Origin of the sequence: Sphingobium sp. D43FB (genome assembly GCF_002312805.1) — a bacterium.
Taxonomy (GTDB): Bacteria; Pseudomonadota; Alphaproteobacteria; order Sphingomonadales; family Sphingomonadaceae; genus Sphingobium.
On the sequence record NZ_NMUA01000013.1, the window covers coordinates 1 to 19,232 of the forward strand.

Annotated in this window: 10 protein-coding genes; 6 read left to right on the plus strand and 4 right to left on the minus strand. The window is 57.7% G+C overall.

Translation table 11 applies throughout. The annotated features are described in order from the left end of the window. Positions 1–781: 781 nt before the first annotated feature. From SxD43FB_RS12500 to SxD43FB_RS24785, 6 genes are read left to right on the plus strand one after another with little or no spacing between them, the layout of a single operon-like run. A complete protein-coding gene (locus SxD43FB_RS12500; protein ID WP_255245711.1) occupies positions 782–3,622 on the plus strand; it encodes an SNF2-related protein in 2,841 nt (946 codons plus the stop codon). A 3-nt stretch (positions 3,623–3,625) separates the two neighbouring features. After that, the gene (locus SxD43FB_RS12505) at positions 3,626–4,621 is read left to right on the plus strand and encodes a hypothetical protein (RefSeq protein WP_096062474.1); all 996 of its coding nucleotides are present in this window, start codon (positions 3,626–3,628) and stop codon (positions 4,619–4,621) included. Beyond that, positions 4,618–6,276, plus strand: coding sequence for a site-specific DNA-methyltransferase (locus tag SxD43FB_RS12510; RefSeq protein ID WP_096062475.1), 1,659 nt, complete (start codon positions 4,618–4,620; stop codon positions 6,274–6,276). Before SxD43FB_RS12505 ends, SxD43FB_RS12510 begins: the two co-directional genes overlap by 4 nt. After that, positions 6,269–8,971: a DEAD/DEAH box helicase family protein gene (locus SxD43FB_RS12515; RefSeq protein WP_096062557.1), complete on the plus strand. Its 2,703-nt coding sequence runs from the start codon at positions 6,269–6,271 to the stop codon at positions 8,969–8,971. Before SxD43FB_RS12510 ends, SxD43FB_RS12515 begins: the two co-directional genes overlap by 8 nt. Before the next feature lie 57 nt (positions 8,972–9,028). Then, a complete protein-coding gene (locus tag SxD43FB_RS12520) occupies positions 9,029–9,472 on the plus strand; it encodes a hypothetical protein (protein ID WP_141249506.1) in 444 nt (147 codons plus the stop codon). Positions 9,473–9,496: 24 nt separating this feature from the next. Next, positions 9,497–9,958 (plus strand): hypothetical protein, encoded by a 462-nt coding sequence (locus SxD43FB_RS24785; RefSeq protein ID WP_141249507.1) that lies wholly within the window; start codon positions 9,497–9,499, stop codon positions 9,956–9,958. A gap of 125 nt (positions 9,959–10,083) precedes the next feature. Here the strand turns inward: SxD43FB_RS24785 and SxD43FB_RS12530 are convergent, their stop codons facing one another. The 4 genes from SxD43FB_RS12530 to SxD43FB_RS25910 are packed head-to-tail and all read right to left on the minus strand — an operon-like array spanning position 10,084 to position 18,955. Beyond that, complete coding sequence (locus SxD43FB_RS12530) at positions 10,084–13,560, minus strand: YhaN family protein (protein ID WP_096062478.1); 3,477 nt, start codon at positions 13,558–13,560, stop codon at positions 10,084–10,086. Next, a complete protein-coding gene (locus SxD43FB_RS12535) occupies positions 13,547–14,800 on the minus strand; it encodes a DNA repair exonuclease (protein ID WP_096062479.1) in 1,254 nt (417 codons plus the stop codon). Before SxD43FB_RS12535 ends, SxD43FB_RS12530 begins: the two co-directional genes overlap by 14 nt. A 1-nt stretch (position 14,801) precedes the next feature. Beyond that, positions 14,802–16,100 (minus strand): restriction endonuclease, encoded by a 1,299-nt coding sequence (locus SxD43FB_RS12540; protein WP_096062480.1) that lies wholly within the window; start codon positions 16,098–16,100, stop codon positions 14,802–14,804. Next, the gene (locus SxD43FB_RS25910) at positions 16,097–18,955 is read right to left on the minus strand and encodes an AAA family ATPase (RefSeq protein ID WP_255245712.1); all 2,859 of its coding nucleotides are present in this window, start codon (positions 18,953–18,955) and stop codon (positions 16,097–16,099) included. Before SxD43FB_RS25910 ends, SxD43FB_RS12540 begins: the two co-directional genes overlap by 4 nt. Between the last annotated feature and the right edge of the window lie 277 nt (positions 18,956–19,232).

Consider the following 19,232-nt stretch of genomic DNA (forward strand, 5'->3'; position numbering starts at 1 on the left):
AACTGCCGCCGCGAACCTAAGCCTCTGCAAGCTCAACCAAACCCAAAAATGTAGTGGTAACACTCGCGCCGGTGCGTGCATGTCATTGAACAAAAATGCCTTTTCCAAAAGCACTGTTCAAGTTGGGTCAAAGCTTCCACGCGGCTGAAAAAATATCAGCTCGCCGACATTGCTACTCAGGTATGGGTGATGCGCAGCTGCGGTCTCACCATTTCACGGGCAACCATTCGTCACCTCGCTAGGCCGCTGAATTGGAAGCGACCCGATTATAACGCGGTATGCTTTACTGACGCCGACGTGACTCGACGAATAGAGAGCCATCTCGCCAGCCGCGAGGAAATCGCAGCAAGCGCTCGCGCAGTAATACGCGGCGCGGAGGTGCTGCGTGAAATGGGATCTCACTGCACACGCCCGTTCGCCTGCGAATTTCTGCGCCATTGTGGAAGTGCGTGCCAGGTGCCAACTCAATTTTGAAATTTTGGGCTGACCGCTTAGGGTCGTGAACTCCGCTGGCACGAAGGTAAGGTGATGGTGCCGACCTCGGCGTGCTGCGCTTCAATGCCGTTGCCGCCCTTCCTACAGCGCCTGGCCGATGCGTTTTCATCAGGAGCACGACTTCGAAGAGATTATACAGTGTGATGGGCTGCGTCAGAAAAAAAAGGCTACACACATGTGACCGGTAAAGATATTCTCGTGCCCTTATCAAATCAGTTACCCCGCTTTACTAATTCGTGGCACCACTGGATTAAAGTGGTCGAGGCACAAATTTTGACGGGGGTGTATGCTAGAATATCTGCCTATCCAGGCCCACTATCACGCCCATCGCTTAACGGTTGCCGGTACAGCGGAAGATGCCTTTACCCGATCGTTGACATCTGCCCGTGTGGAGATGAACCCGCACCAGGTGGACGCCGCACTGTTCGCGTTGAAAGCTCCCTATGCGAAAGGGGTATTGCTCGCCGATGAGGTGGGCCTTGGGAAAACGATCGAAGCTGGACTGGTCATTTCTCAAAAATGGGCGGAGCAGAAAAAGCGTATTTTGCTTATCGTGCCCGCATCGCTTCGTAAGCAATGGCAACAAGAGTTGTTCGACAAATTTTCGCTACGGAGCCAGATACTCGAAGCCCGCACTTACAGCGAGCTGAAGAAGGGGGGGCAGGTCCGCCCGTTTGAGATTGGCGGCGGAATCCTTATCGCGTCCTATGAGTTCGCCGCCCGCAAGGCTGACGAAATTCATGCGGTCCGTTGGGACTTGGTGGTTTTTGACGAAGCCCACCGTCTCCGCAATGTCCATCGGAAAAACACCGCGAAGGGGGCAAAGGCGCTTAAGCAAGCAGTCGATGGCGCGTTCAAAATCTTGTTGACCGCCACCCCCCTACAGAACTCTCTAATGGAACTATACGGCATTGTGTCGATGATAGACGACATGCATTTCGGCGGCGAAAATGCCTTCCGCACACAATATGCCGGAGCCTCTACTCCGGCATCGCAGGAGATGTTGCGCGAACGCCTGAACTCGATTTGCCATAGGACTTTGCGGCGTCAAGTGCAGGAGGCTGGCCATATCAACTTCCGCCAGCGCCACGCCGTCACATTTAAATTTGACCCCTACGACCAGGAAACATCGCTTTACGAGATGCTTTCGGCCTACCTGCAAGATACCGGCACAATCGCCTATGGTGGACGGACGAATGCACTCGTGGTCCTTCAAGCTCGTAAAAGCTTGGGGTCATCGACCCGCGCGGTTGCCAGCTACCTCGATACGCTACTGCAACGGCTCCTCACCAAGCAGCGCGCAGCGCCCGATATGACAGACGATTTCGAAGACAACTTTGACGAGGAACGCGACGCGTTTGAAGATGACAGCGCGGACGGCGGCGAGGAGCCAATTGATCCGGTCAAGCTGGCGGCAGAGATAGCTTTGGTTGAAGGGATGCGCGATCTTGCCCGGTCAATCGGCATCAATGCCAAGGGCGAGAAACTAGTCCACAATCTCCCCGGCGTGCTGGACGAGATCAGGGCTAAGGGCGGTAAGCGTAAGGCGGTAATTTTCACCGAAAGCGTGAGAACGCAGAAATATCTGAATCAACTGCTCACCGACCACGGGTACGGGGGCGAGATCGTCCTCATGAACGGCTCGAACAACGACGATGAGAGTCGCGCCGTATATGCGGAATGGAAGGCGCGCCACGCCGGAACCGACCGTATTTCAGGTTCGAAAACAGCCGACATGAAGGCAGCTATTGTCGAAGCCTTCAAAAGCGACGAGAAAACGATCCTAATCGCCACCGAAAGCGGCGCTGAGGGCATCAACCTTCAATTCTGTTCACTTCTCATCAACTATGACCTGCCGTGGAATCCCCAGCGCGTCGAACAGCGGATTGGCCGATGCCATCGTTATGGGCAGTTGGTCGATGTCACCGTCGTAAACATGCTCAACATGAAGAACCGGGCGGAAGCTCGCATCCACGAACTACTGGAAAAAAAGCTACACCTGTTCGACGGCGTATTCGGGTCGAGCGATGAGGTGCTGGGTATCCTCACCGATGGCATCGACTTTGAAAAGGAAGTGCTACGGATCATGCAGAAGGTCCGTTCCGATGAGCAGGCAGATCGCGAGTTTGATGAACTGACCGCTCGGATTCAGGATAGCATCACTGCCGACCTTGAAGCTGCCCGCGCGAAGGTGCTGGAGAATATGGATGGCGATGTTGTCGCCAAGCTCCATCGTCGCAACGAGGCTCTGGCGATCATCGTGCCGGACTTCAAGCAACGCCTGCTGATGCTGGCAAAAGCCGAATTGCCCGACGCCGTGTTCCCGCGTCCTGACAGCGAGGATTTCGCGTGGGACGGAAAACAGTGGACCACAAAATGGCCGCTGGCGGACGAAAACGATTGGCAATTTTTTCGCGCTAATGAGGGTCTTGGTAATGACCTGATCGAGCGGGCTAAGGCGCGTGTGCTGAGCGAAGGCGCGGAAACGATTACCTTCGACCCAACCGCCTATGCCTATCCCGGCCAGCTCGGCGGCGTGGTGGCACTGACAGGACAATCGGGGTGGCTTCGGGCATTCAAGGCGGTGATGCCAACGCCAGGTGCGGAGCGTGAAGAGATCATTGTCGTTGGTGAAACCGATGGGGGCGAGATGGCCCCCCCGCCGGTCTGCGACAAGATGATGCTGGCTCCGGCCCAATCCAGTGGGCGGGCCGAGAACATACCCGCTGCCCGGTTGTCCCAGCTACAGGATTACGAGTTTGGCCACTTCTCCGAGCGGATGAAGCAGGACAATTACAAATGGCTGATCGAAGAGGATGAACGGCTTAACCGCTACGCTCGCGACATGGAAATCGAGATCGAGTCCCAGATTGCCACGCTCGACGCCGAGCTGAAGGATTTGCAACGGCAAAAGCTTTCTCCCAGCCTTAGCATGGAGGAAAAGGTGGAGTTGATGCGCGAAGTCAAAAAGAAAAATGATACGCGCGACGACCTGAAAATGAGCCAGTTCGAGGTCAAGAAGCAGATCGGCAAGGAGATAAGCGAGAAGCTTGATGCGTTCTCTGACTTACTGAACAAGGAGCCTCGCTTGGAAGAGATGTTCACCCTGCGCTGGACGGTGGCGTAACCCATGCTCGCGGAGTTCGGACAAGCTCCTGTTTGCCTCGAACTCGACCTCAACAGCTATGACGGGCCTTGGACGCATGTTGAGCGCTTTCGGGCGCGGTCTGGTTGGCTGATGGTGGCCGATGCTCGTTTGACGAGTGGCCAGCATGAACATGAGACGAGTGTAGTGGTTGCCTGTGATGAATGGGGGGAGCCAGTGCCGAGTTTCATGGCACCTAACCTGCTTGCCTGCGCCTGCTCATTCCCAATGCCATGCGCGGATTACCCTCCCGACGAATTGGAAGAACTGCTTCGCCTGGAAGGGCGCGAACTGAAGCGTCGCTGGCTTCGCGAAAACAACATGCACCTCTCGCGCCTGCATTCACGTGGGATTGAAGAGATCGCCATATTGGAGGGGCGAGCCGCGCGGGATGTGGATTCCATTGATAAGCACGTCGCCGATATACGGCGAAGGCGTCGATTGTTAGGTGTGTCGGAAAGCCATCGGCGATTTTTCGACGAAACCATCGTGGAACTGGAGCAGGCGCAGGATGCTGTTGTAGCGCAACTTACCGCCGACAGGGCTGTGATCCGACATCGGATGGAGCAGGCGGAGAGTGACCTGATTGCCCAAAGCCGGATAAAAATCGAGTTCCGGCCTGCCTATCAGGTGAACTGGTTCGTCCGGCCTGAGCGGGACGAGGTGGCCGATATGGTGGATGACATTCGCAATGCCCCGCCCATTCCTCGCGACCTATTTTCCCACGCATTGTCATGGCCTCAGCCATCTTTGGCATTTCGGGTAGACGCTGATCGCCAGATACGACGGGTCGATACAGAGATTTCGCGCTTGGAGAGGCGGGCCGCCACCATCACCTACTCCCTTGGCGAAGGTTCGGCCTCATTGCGTTTCGGCGATCGAACGGCATTGCGTCGGGATATGAAAATCGTGAAGACGGCATTGATTGCCGCGCGCCAAGAGCGGGCGGGTTGGATTGCGAAGAGAAACGGTAGCGGATGAGTAAGAAAACCAAGCTGGAACTGACCTGGCCCGGTAAGGAGGAGCGTCCCAAGCTGGAGCCGCGCATCCTGATCGAACATCCCGAAAAGAGCTATCACGCGGCGACGCGCCGTGAGGGCGACGTGTTCGACAATATGCTCATCAAGGGGGATAATCTGCTCGCGCTCAAGGCGCTGGAAGCGGATTACGCGGGCAAGGTGAAATGCGTTTTCATTGATCCGCCCTACAACACGGGATCGGCTTTCACCCATTATGATGACGGGCTGGAGCACTCGCTTTGGCTAAGTCTCATTCGCGACCGGCTTGAAATGATAAGATGCCTGCTTTCCGACAGCGGTTCATTATGGATTACAATTGACGATAACGAAGCTCATTACCTCAAAGTTTTATGCGATGAAGTCTTTGGGCGCAGAAACTTTGTATCGAACATAGTTTGGCAAAAGACACTGACCAGACGTAATGACGCTCGCGCTGTTTCCGCTGCTCACGATCACGTCTTGGTTTACGCGAAGTCATTTTACGGCTTTGAGGTCAACAAGCTTGATTCAGGGGCAAAACAACGGGCTACCTACACCAATCGTGACAATGACCCACGAGGGGATTGGCTGGCAGTGCCATTTCATGCGCCGAATATAAGGCCCAATCTCACTTATGAAATCATTACTCCAGGTGGGCGATCATTATGGCCTCCAAAGGGTAGGTGCTGGAGCACGACAAGGGAACGCTTCGAGGAGCTTCTTGCGGATAATCGGATTTATTTTGGGCTGGACGGCAATGGAATGGCTCAACGAAAGAAGTTTTGGGATGAGTCGGATAACAAAATGGTTCCTTGGTCTTGGTGGGGATACGAGGAAGCAGGAGACAACAGAGAGGCGAATAAGGAAGCAAAGGCTATTGCAGAGAATGCCGGTATTCAGGAAAAATTTGACACTCCAAAACCTGAAAAATTGCTCAAACTGATTATCGACGTAGCAACCAACCCCGGCGACATTGTGCTCGACTCCTTCGCAGGTTCCGGCACCACGGGTGCAGTCGCCCACAAAATGGGCCGTCGCTGGATCATGGTCGAGATTGGCGACCATGCTGACACGCATATCGTCCCGCGCTTGCAAAAGGTGATCGACGGCAGCGATCAGGGGGGCATTTCCAAGGCGGTCGATTGGCAGGGCGGCGGCGGGTTCCGCTATTACACTCTGGCACCTTCGCTGCTCGAAAAGGACCGTTGGGGCAATTGGGTGATTGCGCGCGAATATAACGCGGCGATGCTGGCGGAGGCGATGTGCAAGCATCTGGGCTTCAGCTATGCCCCCTCGCAGGACGAGGCGGAATATTGGCGGCACGGCCAGTCGAGCGAGACGGACTTTCTCTATGTCACGACGCAGAGCCTGACGCATGAGGCGCTACGCCTGTTGGCCGAAGAAGTCGGGCCGCATCGCACGTTAATGGTCTGCGCCAAGGCATTCAGCGGCAATCTGGACAGCTTCGCCAATCTCACGTGCCGCAAAATCCCCTCGACCATCCTCACCAAATGCGAATGGGGGCGGGACGATTATTCGTTGAATGTCGCCGCCCTGCCCGAACCGGAAGCGCCTAAGCCGGAAAGTGCCGGGCCGTTGTTCGATGTGAGCGATGCTGGGGGACAAGCCGATGGCTGATGCTCCCGTCACGCTGACGCAAAACCAGCGCATCCGCCGCCAAGTCGCGCAACGCCTCTCGCTCCGCAAGCCGCAGGAAGAGGCGCTGAACATCCTCACCGACATTGCCGACCGGATCGACTGGCGCGGTGAGGTCGATTGCGCCGCGCTGCTGGCGGAGATTGCCGCTGCTTATCCATCGGTCGAAAGTTTTGAGCGGGCCTTCCCCTCGCTGTGCTTCGCGCTGGCAACCGGCGTCGGCAAGACGCGGTTGATGGGCGCGTTCATCACCTATCTGTATCTGACGGGCCGCTCCAAAAACTTCTTCCTGCTCGCACCCAACACAACGATCTATGACAAGCTGGTCGAGGATTTCTCGCGTCAATCTTCCCCCAAATATGTATTCCGGGGTGTTGCTGAGTTCGCCCAGACCCCGCCGATAATCGTCACCGGCGACACATGGGACGAAGGGCGCGGCATTCGCGGTAGCCAGCTTATCGGCGACGCTATCATCAACATCTTTAACGTCGATAAGATCAACAAGGAAAAGGGCCGCATTCGGTCTTTCCGAGAGACACTGGGCGAGAGCTATTTCGATTATCTGGCGGGTCTCGATGACCTGGTCATGTTGATGGACGAAGCACACCGCTACCGGGCGAAGGCGGCCGCGAACGCCGTATATGACCTGAAGCCCAAGCTGGGTCTGGAACTGACCGCGACGCCGAAGACCGTCGGAGCCAGCCCCAAGGACTTCAAGAATGTCATCTACCAATATGGCCTCGGCCAGGCGATGGCGGACGGCTATATCAAGGAACCCGCCGTCGCCACACGCGAGAACTTCCGCCGCGCCGATTATGACGATGCCCAGCTTGAGCGGATCATGCTTGAAGACGGCGTCACCTACCACGAACAGGTCAAGGTTGAGCTGGAGCTATATGCGCGGCAGACGGGCCGCGCCGTGGTGCATCCGTTCATGCTGGTGGTCGCGCGCGATACCGCCCATGCGAAGGATTTGCACGCCTATCTGGAAAGCGATGCCTTTTTTGGCAGCGCGTATCGCGGGCGCGTGATTGAGGTTCACTCCAACCAGACCGGCGAAGAGAGCAACGAGGCGATGGCGCGGCTGGTGAGCCTTGAGCATGACGCGCAGACCGACATCGTGATTCACGTCAACAAGCTGAAAGAAGGCTGGGACGTCACCAACCTCTACACCATCGTGCCGCTGCGCGCGTCGGCATCGGAAATCCTCACCGAACAGACATTGGGGCGTGGTCTGCGCCTGCCCTATGGCGCGCGGACGGGTAACGAGATGGTCGATACGCTGACCGTCATCGCCCATGACCGGTTTGATGATGTGATCCGGGAGGCGCGCAAGCCCGACTCCATTCTCGCCATGAAAACGCTGACCATCGGCGAAGGCGGAGACATTACGCCGGAGCATCGTGAAGTCGTCTCCATGCCCACTGCAGCGGAAGCGGTGTTCACCGGCTGGCAGTTAGCGCTTCCCGGCCATGTTGCCGAAGAGCGCGCCGCATATGCCCCGCCCACGCCAGAGCAGGTGGCCTATGCCGACGCGACGATGCTGTTCATCCGCGATAAGTATGAGCGGACGCTGACGGGTGGGCTTGCCGACCTTCGCAAGCCCGAAGTGCAGGCGGAGATTGCCCGCGACGTGCGGAAGGCTACGGAGGCAGCTCAGGGCAGTTTCGAGACGGTCATGCCGACTGCCGACGTTGAACGGCTGGTCGCTGAGATTGCCGTTTCTGTCGCCGACAATAGCATCGAGATACCCGAAATTGTCGTCCTGCCTAGCCGTGAGGTCAATTTCTGGTTCGATGACTTCGACCTGAGCAGGCTGGAGACGATCCGCTTTCAGCCCAGCTCCGACACCATCCTGATCCGCAATCTGCGGACGGATGTGCAGCGCGAGTTGGCGCGCGCGCAGGAAGGGCCGCGCGAGACGCGGACAGAAAACTATATCCTCCGTCATCTGATGGATTTCCCGGAAGTTGATTACGACAGCCAGGCCGACCTTCTCTACAAGCTATCAGGCCAGATGGTAGAAAGGCTCCGCACTTACCTCTCCACACAGGAGGAGGTTGATGCCGTCGCGCTGGAGCATGGCAAGGCACTGGCCCGTTTCATCTTCGAGCAGATGCGCGCTCATTACAGGGAGACCCCCGCCGAATATCGTGCGCGGCGGGTCCGATCCTTTAAGGCATTAAAACCACAGCAGTTGGGGGTGAGCCTGGCGAAACGATTGCCACTTATACAGGCAGCGAACCCGCTGTCGTCTACGCCCGGCTACCTGTTCTACGGCTCCAAAAAATGCCCATACCAGTTTCAGAAGTTTGACAGCGACCCTGAACGCCGGTTCGCCGCAATCGTCGACAGCGACCGGATGCCTGCCGTGCTCAAATGGCTGCGTCCGGCCAGTGGCCAATTCGACATCGAATATGATCGCGGGCGGCGTTACGAGCCGGACTTCGTCGTGGAATGCGATGACTGCAAATTAATTGTGGAAATCAAAGCTGAGCGCGAATTGACCGATCCGATCGTTCTGGAGAAGGAGCGGGCAGCGATGATCTGGGTCGCCAATGCGAACAGCTTCGCGACTGAGGGGGACGGTAAACCCTGGCGATACATCTTGCTCGCGGACACCCAGGTCATGGAGAGCCTGACATTGTCAGGCCTGTTGTCGCGCGCCAGCGAATGAAGTGCTCGCGCGCCGGCGCGCATCATGCGGCATAAAAAGTAGGGAGAGGACGCGAGAATGCCATTTAATCTAAAAGGCGGCCGCCCGAAGAATATGAACCAAGGCACCTATTGGGTGCAGCGGCAGGTCGCCGGGCAAACCCGTGTCGAAGCTCACGAGAGGCGTATCGCAATGGCAAATGAAAAGGCGACTGCCTTCAATGAGCGATATGAGAGGATCGTGCAGAACTGCATTGGATATCACTCCCGGCACCAAGGTGAAGCCATGTCTGGGACGCAAAAACAGGTTACGGCCCTGACGGAAAAAATAACGGAATATGGTAATCTGAAAGAATGGATCGATAAGCATATCGATGATGCCAAAAGCACAGATTTGAACAGATTAGCGACTCTTGGTCGCGCCGTCATCGTGAGTTGTGCAAAGGCCCGAAAACAGGATGTGCATTATGAGGCGTCATCGAAAGTCCTGACCGTATCTGGCGTCGCCATGAAATTCGGCTGATCCAGCAGAGGGGCCACTAGTTTTGTGACGAAATTACCAACATTTTACGGTCGTGTCGCCTTGGCTGCTTTTGCTGACTATCTCGCTGAGGATCAAGGCGGGTGGGAAACGCCAGAAAAGTTGCGCGGGGTCACCAAGCGAAATGGATATGCCAATCATCTCGCTGTTTCCCACTTTCTGGATGAGCTGAAAGCTGTCCGTGCGCGACGCGTCTATCTGGCAGACGGCCGCACGAGCCCAATCTGCCGCGCTCGTTTCCGACAACCCGGTGAACAGCCTGATTTACCCGCTCAAGAGGGGGTCTTCGGCTTTGGCAAAGTCGTAATTGGATTGAACGGCATCAGGGCGAGGTCGTACGCGACAGGCGTTCTCATGATCGCCGACAGATGGGGAGATGCTGTGTGCTACGGAACATCGCCTAACGCAGCGTTTGCCGACATTGCCTGGGAAGCCGATGAGTGGGACTTACCTGACCCTACCTGTTGATTGCCATTGAGAAGTGATCGTGGGAAACCTGCCCCCAAACTGAGGGCCTCGAAGCCGCGATACCACCGGCACCTAAGTGAAACGGTAGTAGCCAAAGCGCTGAGGCCCGTTCCAATTCACGCAACTCAGTTCAAATCAATTATGTTTGCCAGCTGAGCCGCAACGAGCGGCTCCGCTAGGGCGCGGACGCTACGATGGTGGGTAAACAGAAGCACCTGATTGATCTTGCCGAACTCAGCAAGCAACTCGAGCGTGGACCGGCTGCGCTCATCATCGAAATGCACCAGAATGTCGTCCGCGATGAAGGGCAAAGGCTCCGTCGCACCGGCATAATTCTCAAGGCTAGCCAGCCGGAAGGCGAGGAAAAGCTGGTCGCGTGTGCCGTCGCTCATGGTAGCGACCGCAGCAATACCGCCATTGGCTCGCCGTCCGACCACGACCGGATGGCCTTTTTCATCGATATCGGTCTCGATTCCGGCAAATTCACCAAGTGTCGTGGCTCTGAACAGTTCGCCTGCCCGCGCAATGAGCGGATCTTGCTGTTCTGCGCGGATCGTTGCCATGGCAGAAGTTACTAATTCGCGCGCAACCGATAGCTCGAGATAGCGTTCGAGGGCGAGATGCATCTGCGCTGCCGCCGCTTCGCGTTCGGCAACGGCGTGATTAACCTCGCTCTGGCTTAGATAGGCAGCAAGGTTGTCCTTTCCCGCCTTCTCGGCGAGAATGGCTGCCTCAATTTCGCTCTCGATCTCGGCAGCACGCGATGTCTGCTCGTTCAGTTCCGCGCGAACCTCATCAAGGTCGCGTTCATTCCATTCCGCCCGCAATGCAGCAAGATCAAGCTTGTCGCCCACGTCCGTCGCGGTGCGTTCCGCAAGAGCGATCTCATCGCACAAACGCATGCGTGATTCACACCGTGATGCTGCGTCCAGAAGGGCCCCATCATCGCCGCCATCAAGTTTTGCCGAAGCAGCGAGGGTAGCCAGCTCCTCGCGAGCAGTGCCGAGGGCCTCTTCCGCTTGGTCGGCCTCAACCTTCGCTTCCTCAAAGTCGGGCAGTACCCCATCATATTGGGTTTGCGCTGTTGCGTTGTCGGTAAACCGGGCCAGCAGCATCTGCGCTGCAACCACACAGTCTTCGCCGATCTCGATGGCGAGTTCAGTCGCGACGCTGCGGACATCCTTCGCAAGGCTCGCCTCGTCTTCGTCCATGCGCTTCAGCCGCTGGCGGGCCTGCCCTATTGCCGAAAGCACACCGCGTGCGCCAACCCATTCGGTGACCGCACTGTTGGCATCTACCGGCGAAATGTCGGGTTTGAGCCCCAGCGCGCCTGTTGCCGCAGGCCATGCTGTGTCCCAGGCACCCTGTGCGTCCGACAGTCGTTCCACTTCCGCTTCAACCAGCTTGTGCTGCCGTTCGGAGTCGAGGCGGTCCCGTGTGTCCCTGGTATATTCGGCATGTGCATGTTCGTGCCGGGAGATGGCGTTTTGCACAGCGCCGACCCGGGCCGCGAATGACAATGTGGTATCGAGCTTTCGGTTCTGTTCGATCCGTTCGAGCAACTCAACGGTCGGCGCAAGCTGGGCCTCCTCCAAAGCCAGCGCATTGGCCGAAATCCGCAAGCGTTCTGATTCATCCAGCACCAGTTGCCGTGCTTGGCCAAATTGGAGCAGAGACGCCAGTTCTGGGTGCTTGACCAGAACCTGGGGAAAACTGTTCCGCCATTGCGCGATGCGCACTTCCGTCTGCGCGACAAGCGCGGCCGCCTCAGCCTCTGCCGTCTTGACCGCTGCCCTTGCCTCCGCGACCCGCCGCAAGGTGAGTGCAAGCGATGCAGCCCGCTCTGCCTCTGCGGCGCGGCGATCGGCAAGTTCGTCTGCAGACAGGATTGCCGTTTCCAGACCGTCAGCAAGAGCTAGGCGAGCAGTGCCGTCATCGGGCAGCTGGCCCGCGACATATGCCGATTTTATCGGCCTCCAGGCATCGGCGCGCAGGGTGCGCGCCTCGGCAAGTGATACATCACTCGCAATGGTCCCGGATGCCTGAAGCGCGCCAATCTCTGCCTCACCGGCTGAAATCTCGCGCTCGGCCTGTCGCTGTAGCTTAGCTTGATCCTCGATTTGCGAGGTCAATGTTTCGCGCGCGGCCTGCTCACTGCGAATGTCGTCAACGCAGGGGCATGGCAGGGCAGCAAGCCCGTCAACGGTATCGAAGCCAAGCGCTTTGAGCCGTCCGGTCAATGTTGCGCTGTCAGTATCCAGCGACTTCTGACGTGCCTGGTGTGCCGACTTCTGGGAAGCGAGGCTGGCAAAGGTCGATGATGACGCCTCTGGCAGAGCATCATGCCCTGCCAGGCGTGCCGCCTTCAAACGATTGTCAATCTCGGCAAGTGTATCCGCGATTTCGCCAAGGCGCGTTCTGGCAGAGGCAAGGCTGGGACGGCGCTCCATCATCTCATCGGCAAGCGAGCGCACAAGATTGAGGGCAGACTGGTCCGGAATCAATTGGGCAAGGTTCGCATCGGCCGGCAGGCCAAGCATGCGGCGCAGTGCCGCCAGTTGAGCCTCACCATCGTCAATTTCCCGCTGACGATTGGCACGATCGGAGCGGGCTTTGCTGACGTGAATGGCGCGTTCGGCCAGATCACGCACCCTCTGTTCGGAGGCTTTGAGACCTGGGTTTACCACTAGCGCATCAAGCCGCGCCTTCAGGCGGTTCCGCCGCTCTATCGCGCCCTCGAGCCGCTTTTCAGCCCCGTTGCGCTGGTCCAGAGCATTCCGCATCCTTACCGCGAAATCATCCGGAAAGGGCGCGACATCATCATAGCCGACCAGATCCAGAATAAGGTTGGCCAGCTGGCGCAAGTGCGGCGCGACGCGTAGGACGCGCTCCAGCCGGGACGTTGATGCACCAAGGCTGCGCCGCTCGGTGCGTAGGGCCTCGAGCTTTCCCCCGGCTGCGAGCGATGCCTTACGCGTCTGCTCAAAGGTTTCCCGGGTGAGTTGCGCGCCGCGTGCCGTCTTTTCGGCTGCCTCGAATGCCGTCAGCTGCTGGTAGAAAACACGATTTACCGACCGCCTCGTATCGAAGAGCTTGTCCGCTTCGCCGTTGATACCTTCGAGGCGAGATACCAGCGTGCGCAAGCCGCCGCCTGCTTCGACGATCAGACGCCCGATGTCGCCATCGGCGTGAAGCAATCGCTCCCCGCCGTTGCGCAAGGTTTCGTGGTTCAGACCGAAGAGCGTTTCGAACCGCTCTCGTGTGATGGCACCCAGCACCGGCGCAAGAGCGGTGTCATCTAGCGCCGTGCCGGACAGGTCAGCCAGTGTCTTGCCGTTGCCCTTGCGGCGCTTGAGCGTCAGGGTGCTGCCATCAGCCATCAGCATCGAAGTCCCGACGCGCATGCCATCATATCCGAACAAGCTGCCGCGCTGAGTATTCTTGGGGATCGAGAACAGAAAGTCGCTGATCGCCTCGAGACAGGTACTCTTGCCCGCCTCATTGGCACCGTACACCACCGTGAGGCCCGCCGTTTCCGGAATGGTGAGCTCGCGACTGGCGAAGCCGCCATATTTCTCGAGGCCGAGTTCAGTCAGGCGCATGACCAGCCTCGCTAACTAGACTGCGCGCAAGGGCCGCCGCGCGTTCGGGGATCTCAGCACGCATCTGCTCGATAAAGGCATCGGCATGCGCGCCAGCGGGCAGTTTTGTCCGAATATCGGCAAGACGCGCTTCGAGCACTTGTGCAATCGCGCCGTCCTGGCTTAGGCGGACTACCTCCTGATCAAGCCTTCCAGCCACCGTCGGATCGACCATGCCGAGGGCCGCCGGATGTTCGGTATCCAGCCTCAGCTTTTCGAGCCACACATCATCCGAGAGCGTTGCCAGCAATGTTTCCACGTCCTCGCGGAAGACGGTGCGCTCGAGGATCAATCTGGAATGGAGCGGTGTCGTTCCAATTACCGTCAGGCGAAGGGCGATAGGCCGTCCGTCGGCCTGCTCTGCGCTTTGTGCAATATGTCCGCGAATGACATCCAGTAATTCCCTGTGTTCGCTCGTTCCTGACACATCAACTGTGATCGATGCCCAGCGCACCACATCGAGCGCGCGATGCTCGAGACTGGTGACCTTGCCGTCATTGACTTTGACCAGAACCGCCCCCTTGGGACCCGTCTCTCGTGGGTGTCGGCCCTGAAGATTGCCGGGATAGACGATGTGCGGGTGCTCGCCGAGCACGGCATGGGCGTGGACATGGCCAAGCGCCCAATAGTCGTAGCCATGATTGGTGAGCTGCTCGGGCGTGCAGGGCGCATAACGAGCGTGATGACCTTCGCTGCCCGCACATGCCGTATGGAGAACGCCGATGTTGAACAGCGCCTGGGTTGCTGCCGGATATTCGCGTGCCAGATCTTCGGAGACATCCGGACGGGGGAAGCTGCGACCGTGGATTGCGACCCCGACATCCTCCAGACGATGTGTGGCGGCCTTGGTCTTTGGAAAGACATGGACATTGCCCGAAAGGGACAGCTTGTCGGCAAAGCGATTGGCTGAATCATGGTTCCCCAACACCATGAAGACAGAAATCCCCGCTTCGTCGAGCCGTCGCATGCCCGCCATAAAGTAGAGCCCCGTCTGGAAATTACGTAAATCTCCATCAAAAATGTCACCGGCCAACAGAACAAATCGACAGCCTTCATCAATCGCAAGCGCGATGAGATTGTCAAACGCTTCGCGGGACGCTGCTTCTACGCGCGCTGCAAAGTCAGCCGATTTTCCCGCTAATCCAAGTAGGGGGCTATCAAGATGAAGATCAGCGGCATGAACAAACGAGAATCCAGTCAATCTATTGCACCTCTTTTAGGCCGGATTGACACATGCTCCGCAGCCGTGCCTTGATATCATCGCCGCGAGCGACGTCGATGGAAAAAAGTTCAAGGCGATCTTGGCACGAATTGACGCCGTAATCGCCGATCAGTCCCTCATCGCATCCGGCTTGGTCATGATGAGGGTAAAGTAAGGTCAGCCTCTCGCATTCATAAAGGCGACCATAAGCCATCATCTGATACACGTCGGCTTGCGATACGCCACGTTTGGGGTCATCGATCCTTGCGGTAATCCGTTTCCATTTGGTGTCGACCACCTGAACTACAGCATCGCCCCGCTTAATCAGGATGTCCGGTCGAGTCTGGAAGACCTGCCTCAGATCGTCTGCCTCCAGGCAGTACAGCCGCCCGCCTTGGCTGACGACACGCAAGTCAGTGTCACCAAGGGCCCGTTTGAGCATCCGTGCGATATATTCCTCAAACAGCATGTTCATTTCGAACAGCAGTGAAAAACCATCACTGCCTCCGGCAGACGTGGTCTGAAACCGCTCGCCCAGCAGCAGGCGCGCTAGGTTCAGCAGTTCACGCCAGCGCCCGTTCGTGCGGTCTAGGACCACATCGTCCCACCGAAGTGCCTGCACCGGCAGGTCGGCGATATCCGCATAGGCAAACGTGAGTTCTCTAAGACGTCTTTGGTTGTCAGTCGTTCGAGCTATACGGGAGAGACGGGTGATCGCCGCTTTCATGATGCGATTGAGTGCGATGTCCGACGTCAGCGCATCGTAGCGGCAGGCCAACCGTGAAGGATCGACCGCCAGCGTTGTGAACTGGCGCGTCACATTCAGCCGCCCGCGTAAGGCTGGAAGATCGTCGGCGTGCTCGACATAGCGGCGAGGTATGCCCTGCCGCACGGCATTAACCAGCTTCTCGGAAAAAAGGCGGATCAGGATCTCAAGTAGTGTTTCACGCTGCCAATCAAGCGCTGTGACTTGGCCAGCATCGATCTTCAGGTCAAGCGCAACCGCGAGCATATGGACGAGGCGACGACGAATGCTTCCGGTCGCCTGAGAGCCATCTTCGTTGGGAATATCGATCTTCGGCAGGATTTCGAGCGCACAGCCCCCGGCGGCTATGACGCCGACGACGCCGCGTGCTCTAAGCGCCTTGCGACCATGGTCCAGCACCCCACCTCCGCCCCGACCCGCTAACGGCGAGGCCGCCGCAACAGCAGCGATCCGATCCGCCGCATGGGCAGGGATTTCGTCTGCGGCATCACCATAACGCAGCGTCTCCCATTCAAGAATTGTCCGGCGAATCACGCCGAGGCGAAGCCGCCATAAGAGAAGGTGTCGCGCACGCTCCAACGATAGCGCGGTGCAGCATCCTCATCGCCGCCCAGACCCTTGGGCGCTTTTAATCTACGTCGATCGATGAAGCGGCCTTCCCGATCACCTTCGCCATCATCGCCGTCACCCAACACGGCAGCGACCTTCGCCCAGTCCTCGTAGAAATATTCAGCAAGGAGCGGGATAACTTTATTCCGCATGACCTCGTCCACCTCGTCGCGCGTTTCACAGCGGATGAAATAGGCATGGCCGATCTGATGCTCGCGGTCGAAAAGATATTCGATCCGCTCGTTGACTGTCGCGAGCAATGCGGCAAGATCGATGCCATCGACCGTTCCCAGCAGCGATGCGTCAGGCATAAGTTCGCGAAACTCAAACCGACGACGCAGCGCGGTGTCGAGAAGCGCAATTGAGCGGTCAGCGGTGTTCATGGTGCCGATGATGTGGAGATTGGCGGGCACGCCAAATTCCTGCTTGGAATAGGGCAATCGGACCGTCAGTGCATTCTCCTGGCCAATCCGCTTGTCCGGCTCCAACAGTGTGATCAATTCACCGAAAACCTTGGAGATGTTGGCGCGGTTGATCTCGTCGATGATCAGCACGAAGGGCTCCGGCGTGCCGAAGGTCGCCGTCGCGCCACCGCTTGCAACGATCTGCTCCAAACCATCCCAGTTCACGTGTCGGCTGTTCATTTGATACGCGGAAACTTGGCTTAGCTCCTTATCGTAGATGAGCTCCCGCGGCAGGCTTTCATCGCCATGCCAGAGCCAGCGCACAGATCGACGATGATTATATTCGCCGTTCGTCCCGGGCACGAACTGGTAAGGACCAGTAATTTCACCGACCGCGCGGAACTTACGATTGCCGTCGGAGATGACGATTAGCGATCCGATCTGCATGTTGATGCGAAAGGCATACATCTGAGACATATTGGGATCGTTGCCGCTGGCGTCGGGAAAATCTTGCCGCCAACGTTCTTTGATTGCATCCCACGCATCGTAGCGAGGGTCCGACCAGTCGACTTCTCCACCCCAACCAAGCACGACATAGCCGTCGCGAATTGCGTCCTGATAAATAACATCGTCCTCAGACGCCCAACTGCGTCCCAGAGACATTTTGAAGATCTTCCGATTGCGGTCGATAACTGGGGCATCGCCACCTGCTGCCCTGCCGTGATTGCTCGCAGCGAGCTCTGCAATGAGCTTGAAGACGCCGTCTTGCGGCTGAAGGCTGAACCCCACGCTGCCGCTAGCGCCCTCGTCTTGCGCTGCTGTCACCGGCCGGAGCCCCTCGACAAAATCCTCATAGCTGAAATTTTGATGGAAGGTGACGAACGCGATCCGTCCTTTTTGGTGTAGCGATCGGTACGATGACATCAGCGCCTCGCGGTCGTCTCGCACCACGGTTTCACCGCACAAGCGGACAGCTTCCTCTGCGGTCGCATATGTTTTGCCGGTGCCGGGCGGTCCATAGAGGATAAGGTTCGTCGGCATTATGGTATGATCCCTCATAGCAGTATCGGCGGGTTCGTCAGCATTTTCGGAAATGCGCTTCTGGCAGGTCTCCCAAATGAAACCCTGCACATCCCAGAGATCGCGGGGGTTCCAACCCCATTCTTCGCGCATGATGCGCGCGATCTCTTCAGCGAGCGTGATGACGTGCCGCATTTCGTCTTCTGTCAGGGGCTGCTGCCCGAATGCCCCTTTGCCGAGCAGCATCTTCGACGCATTGTCAGTGGGCGTGGAGCGGATACCAAGGACGCGCTGCCCATCAACCAATGCGCGGATCATAGTGGGTATCGTGCGGCTTTCCGCGAAGGGACGCGCTGGCGTTCTTGTCGAAAGCATATGCCATGTGTCCGACGCAAAGGCGGATATGGCGTCTATCGGGTTATCACCGCGGGCTAGCCGACCTGCGGCTTGTTCGATCTCGCCTGGCTCCTCGCGCCGGATATCCGTCACCAGTTTGGCGATGCGCCAATCCAATAGGCTGCTTGGCACACCGCTCTTGCCAGCGACGAGGTCGAGCAGCATGGCACCTAAAACTTCATCGCTTTCAGCATGTTTCTCGCGCATGATAGCTGACGCCCGATCAAGCAGGACGCGTTTGGATTGATCTTCCGCAGCAAGATATCCGCCGCTGTCATCGAAAGCCTTGAAGTCTGGATATTTCACCTCAAAAAGCTGGCGCAGTCGCTCCAGAACGGACCGATCAAGGTCGACTGTTTCCAGAATACCTGACTGTGCGGGAATGCCAAGTTCTGCGGCTATCGCGGGGTCGAGTTCATATCGGACTAGCGTCCGCTTTCCATAGCCTACATAATTGGCGGGCCCTGTGCCGTCGGTGGCCTTAACCCGTGCTAGACGCCCATCGATCAGCATCGCCCGGGCTACATCTATGATCTTATCGACCTCTTCCGCGTCGCTTGTCTTGTTGGTGGTGCCTGGACGCTGGAGCCGGTAGGCTGATTTCTTTGTCGCGCGATTGAAGGTTCGCGTCGGTTGGAAAGCCTGACCGTTGGTGCTGAACAGGGTGAGCTGGCGTTTATGGGAACCCGCTGGATCCTTGGACAGGATGTCAAAACCGAGATGTTCCAGATGCTCGCGGGCCTCGGTCCCATTACACGTCTCGCTATTACGCGCTACATCGCCAGGCATGAAACCAAAGGCGCTACCGAAAATTGCCTTGGACGGATAGCTGCGCCCGTCGTGCTCGACCTCATAAGTTATATTGCGATCAGCAAATCCATATTTTTCCATGAAGGCCGGACGGCCGATCTGATCGAATTCCTCCAGCGCTGAAAGAACCGCATCCTTATTCGGGCGCATTATTCACCTTCCTGGATCATGCTCGGTGCAGCACAAGGCCACGACCACTGCTTCCGTATCATGCCCGCAGTCGGTGCGAAGCGCTGCCCCGAAGTTGTTCGGCGCAGTCAGGCGCGCGCCTGTCGGGCTCGCACAGCCAGTGCTGGATCCACAAGTTCACAGGTTGATCTGTCGCCAGGTTGATCCGTTCCCATTGGTGCATATCCGCCTGTAAGGTTGACGAAAATTGGATTGCTTGACGCGCCAACCAGATGCTTTTGCAATGGGTCCAATTCGC

Bases quoted from the DNA above. Each gene is read 5' to 3' on its own strand.
- SxD43FB_RS12500 (WP_255245711.1), top strand. From the start codon at position 782: ATGCTAGAATATCTGCCTATCCAGGCCCACTATCACGCCCATCGCTTA.
- SxD43FB_RS12505 (WP_096062474.1), top strand. From the start codon at position 3,626: ATGCTCGCGGAGTTCGGACAAGCTCCTGTTTGCCTCGAACTCGACCTC.
- SxD43FB_RS12510 (WP_096062475.1), top strand. From the start codon at position 4,618: ATGAGTAAGAAAACCAAGCTGGAACTGACCTGGCCCGGTAAGGAGGAG.
- SxD43FB_RS12515 (WP_096062557.1), top strand. From the start codon at position 6,269: ATGGCTGATGCTCCCGTCACGCTGACGCAAAACCAGCGCATCCGCCGC.
- SxD43FB_RS12520 (WP_141249506.1), top strand. From the start codon at position 9,029: ATGCCATTTAATCTAAAAGGCGGCCGCCCGAAGAATATGAACCAAGGC.
- SxD43FB_RS12530 (WP_096062478.1), bottom strand. From the start codon at position 13,560: ATGCGCCTGACTGAACTCGGCCTCGAGAAATATGGCGGCTTCGCCAGT.
- SxD43FB_RS25910 (WP_255245712.1), bottom strand. From the start codon at position 18,955: ATGCGCCCGAATAAGGATGCGGTTCTTTCAGCGCTGGAGGAATTCGAT.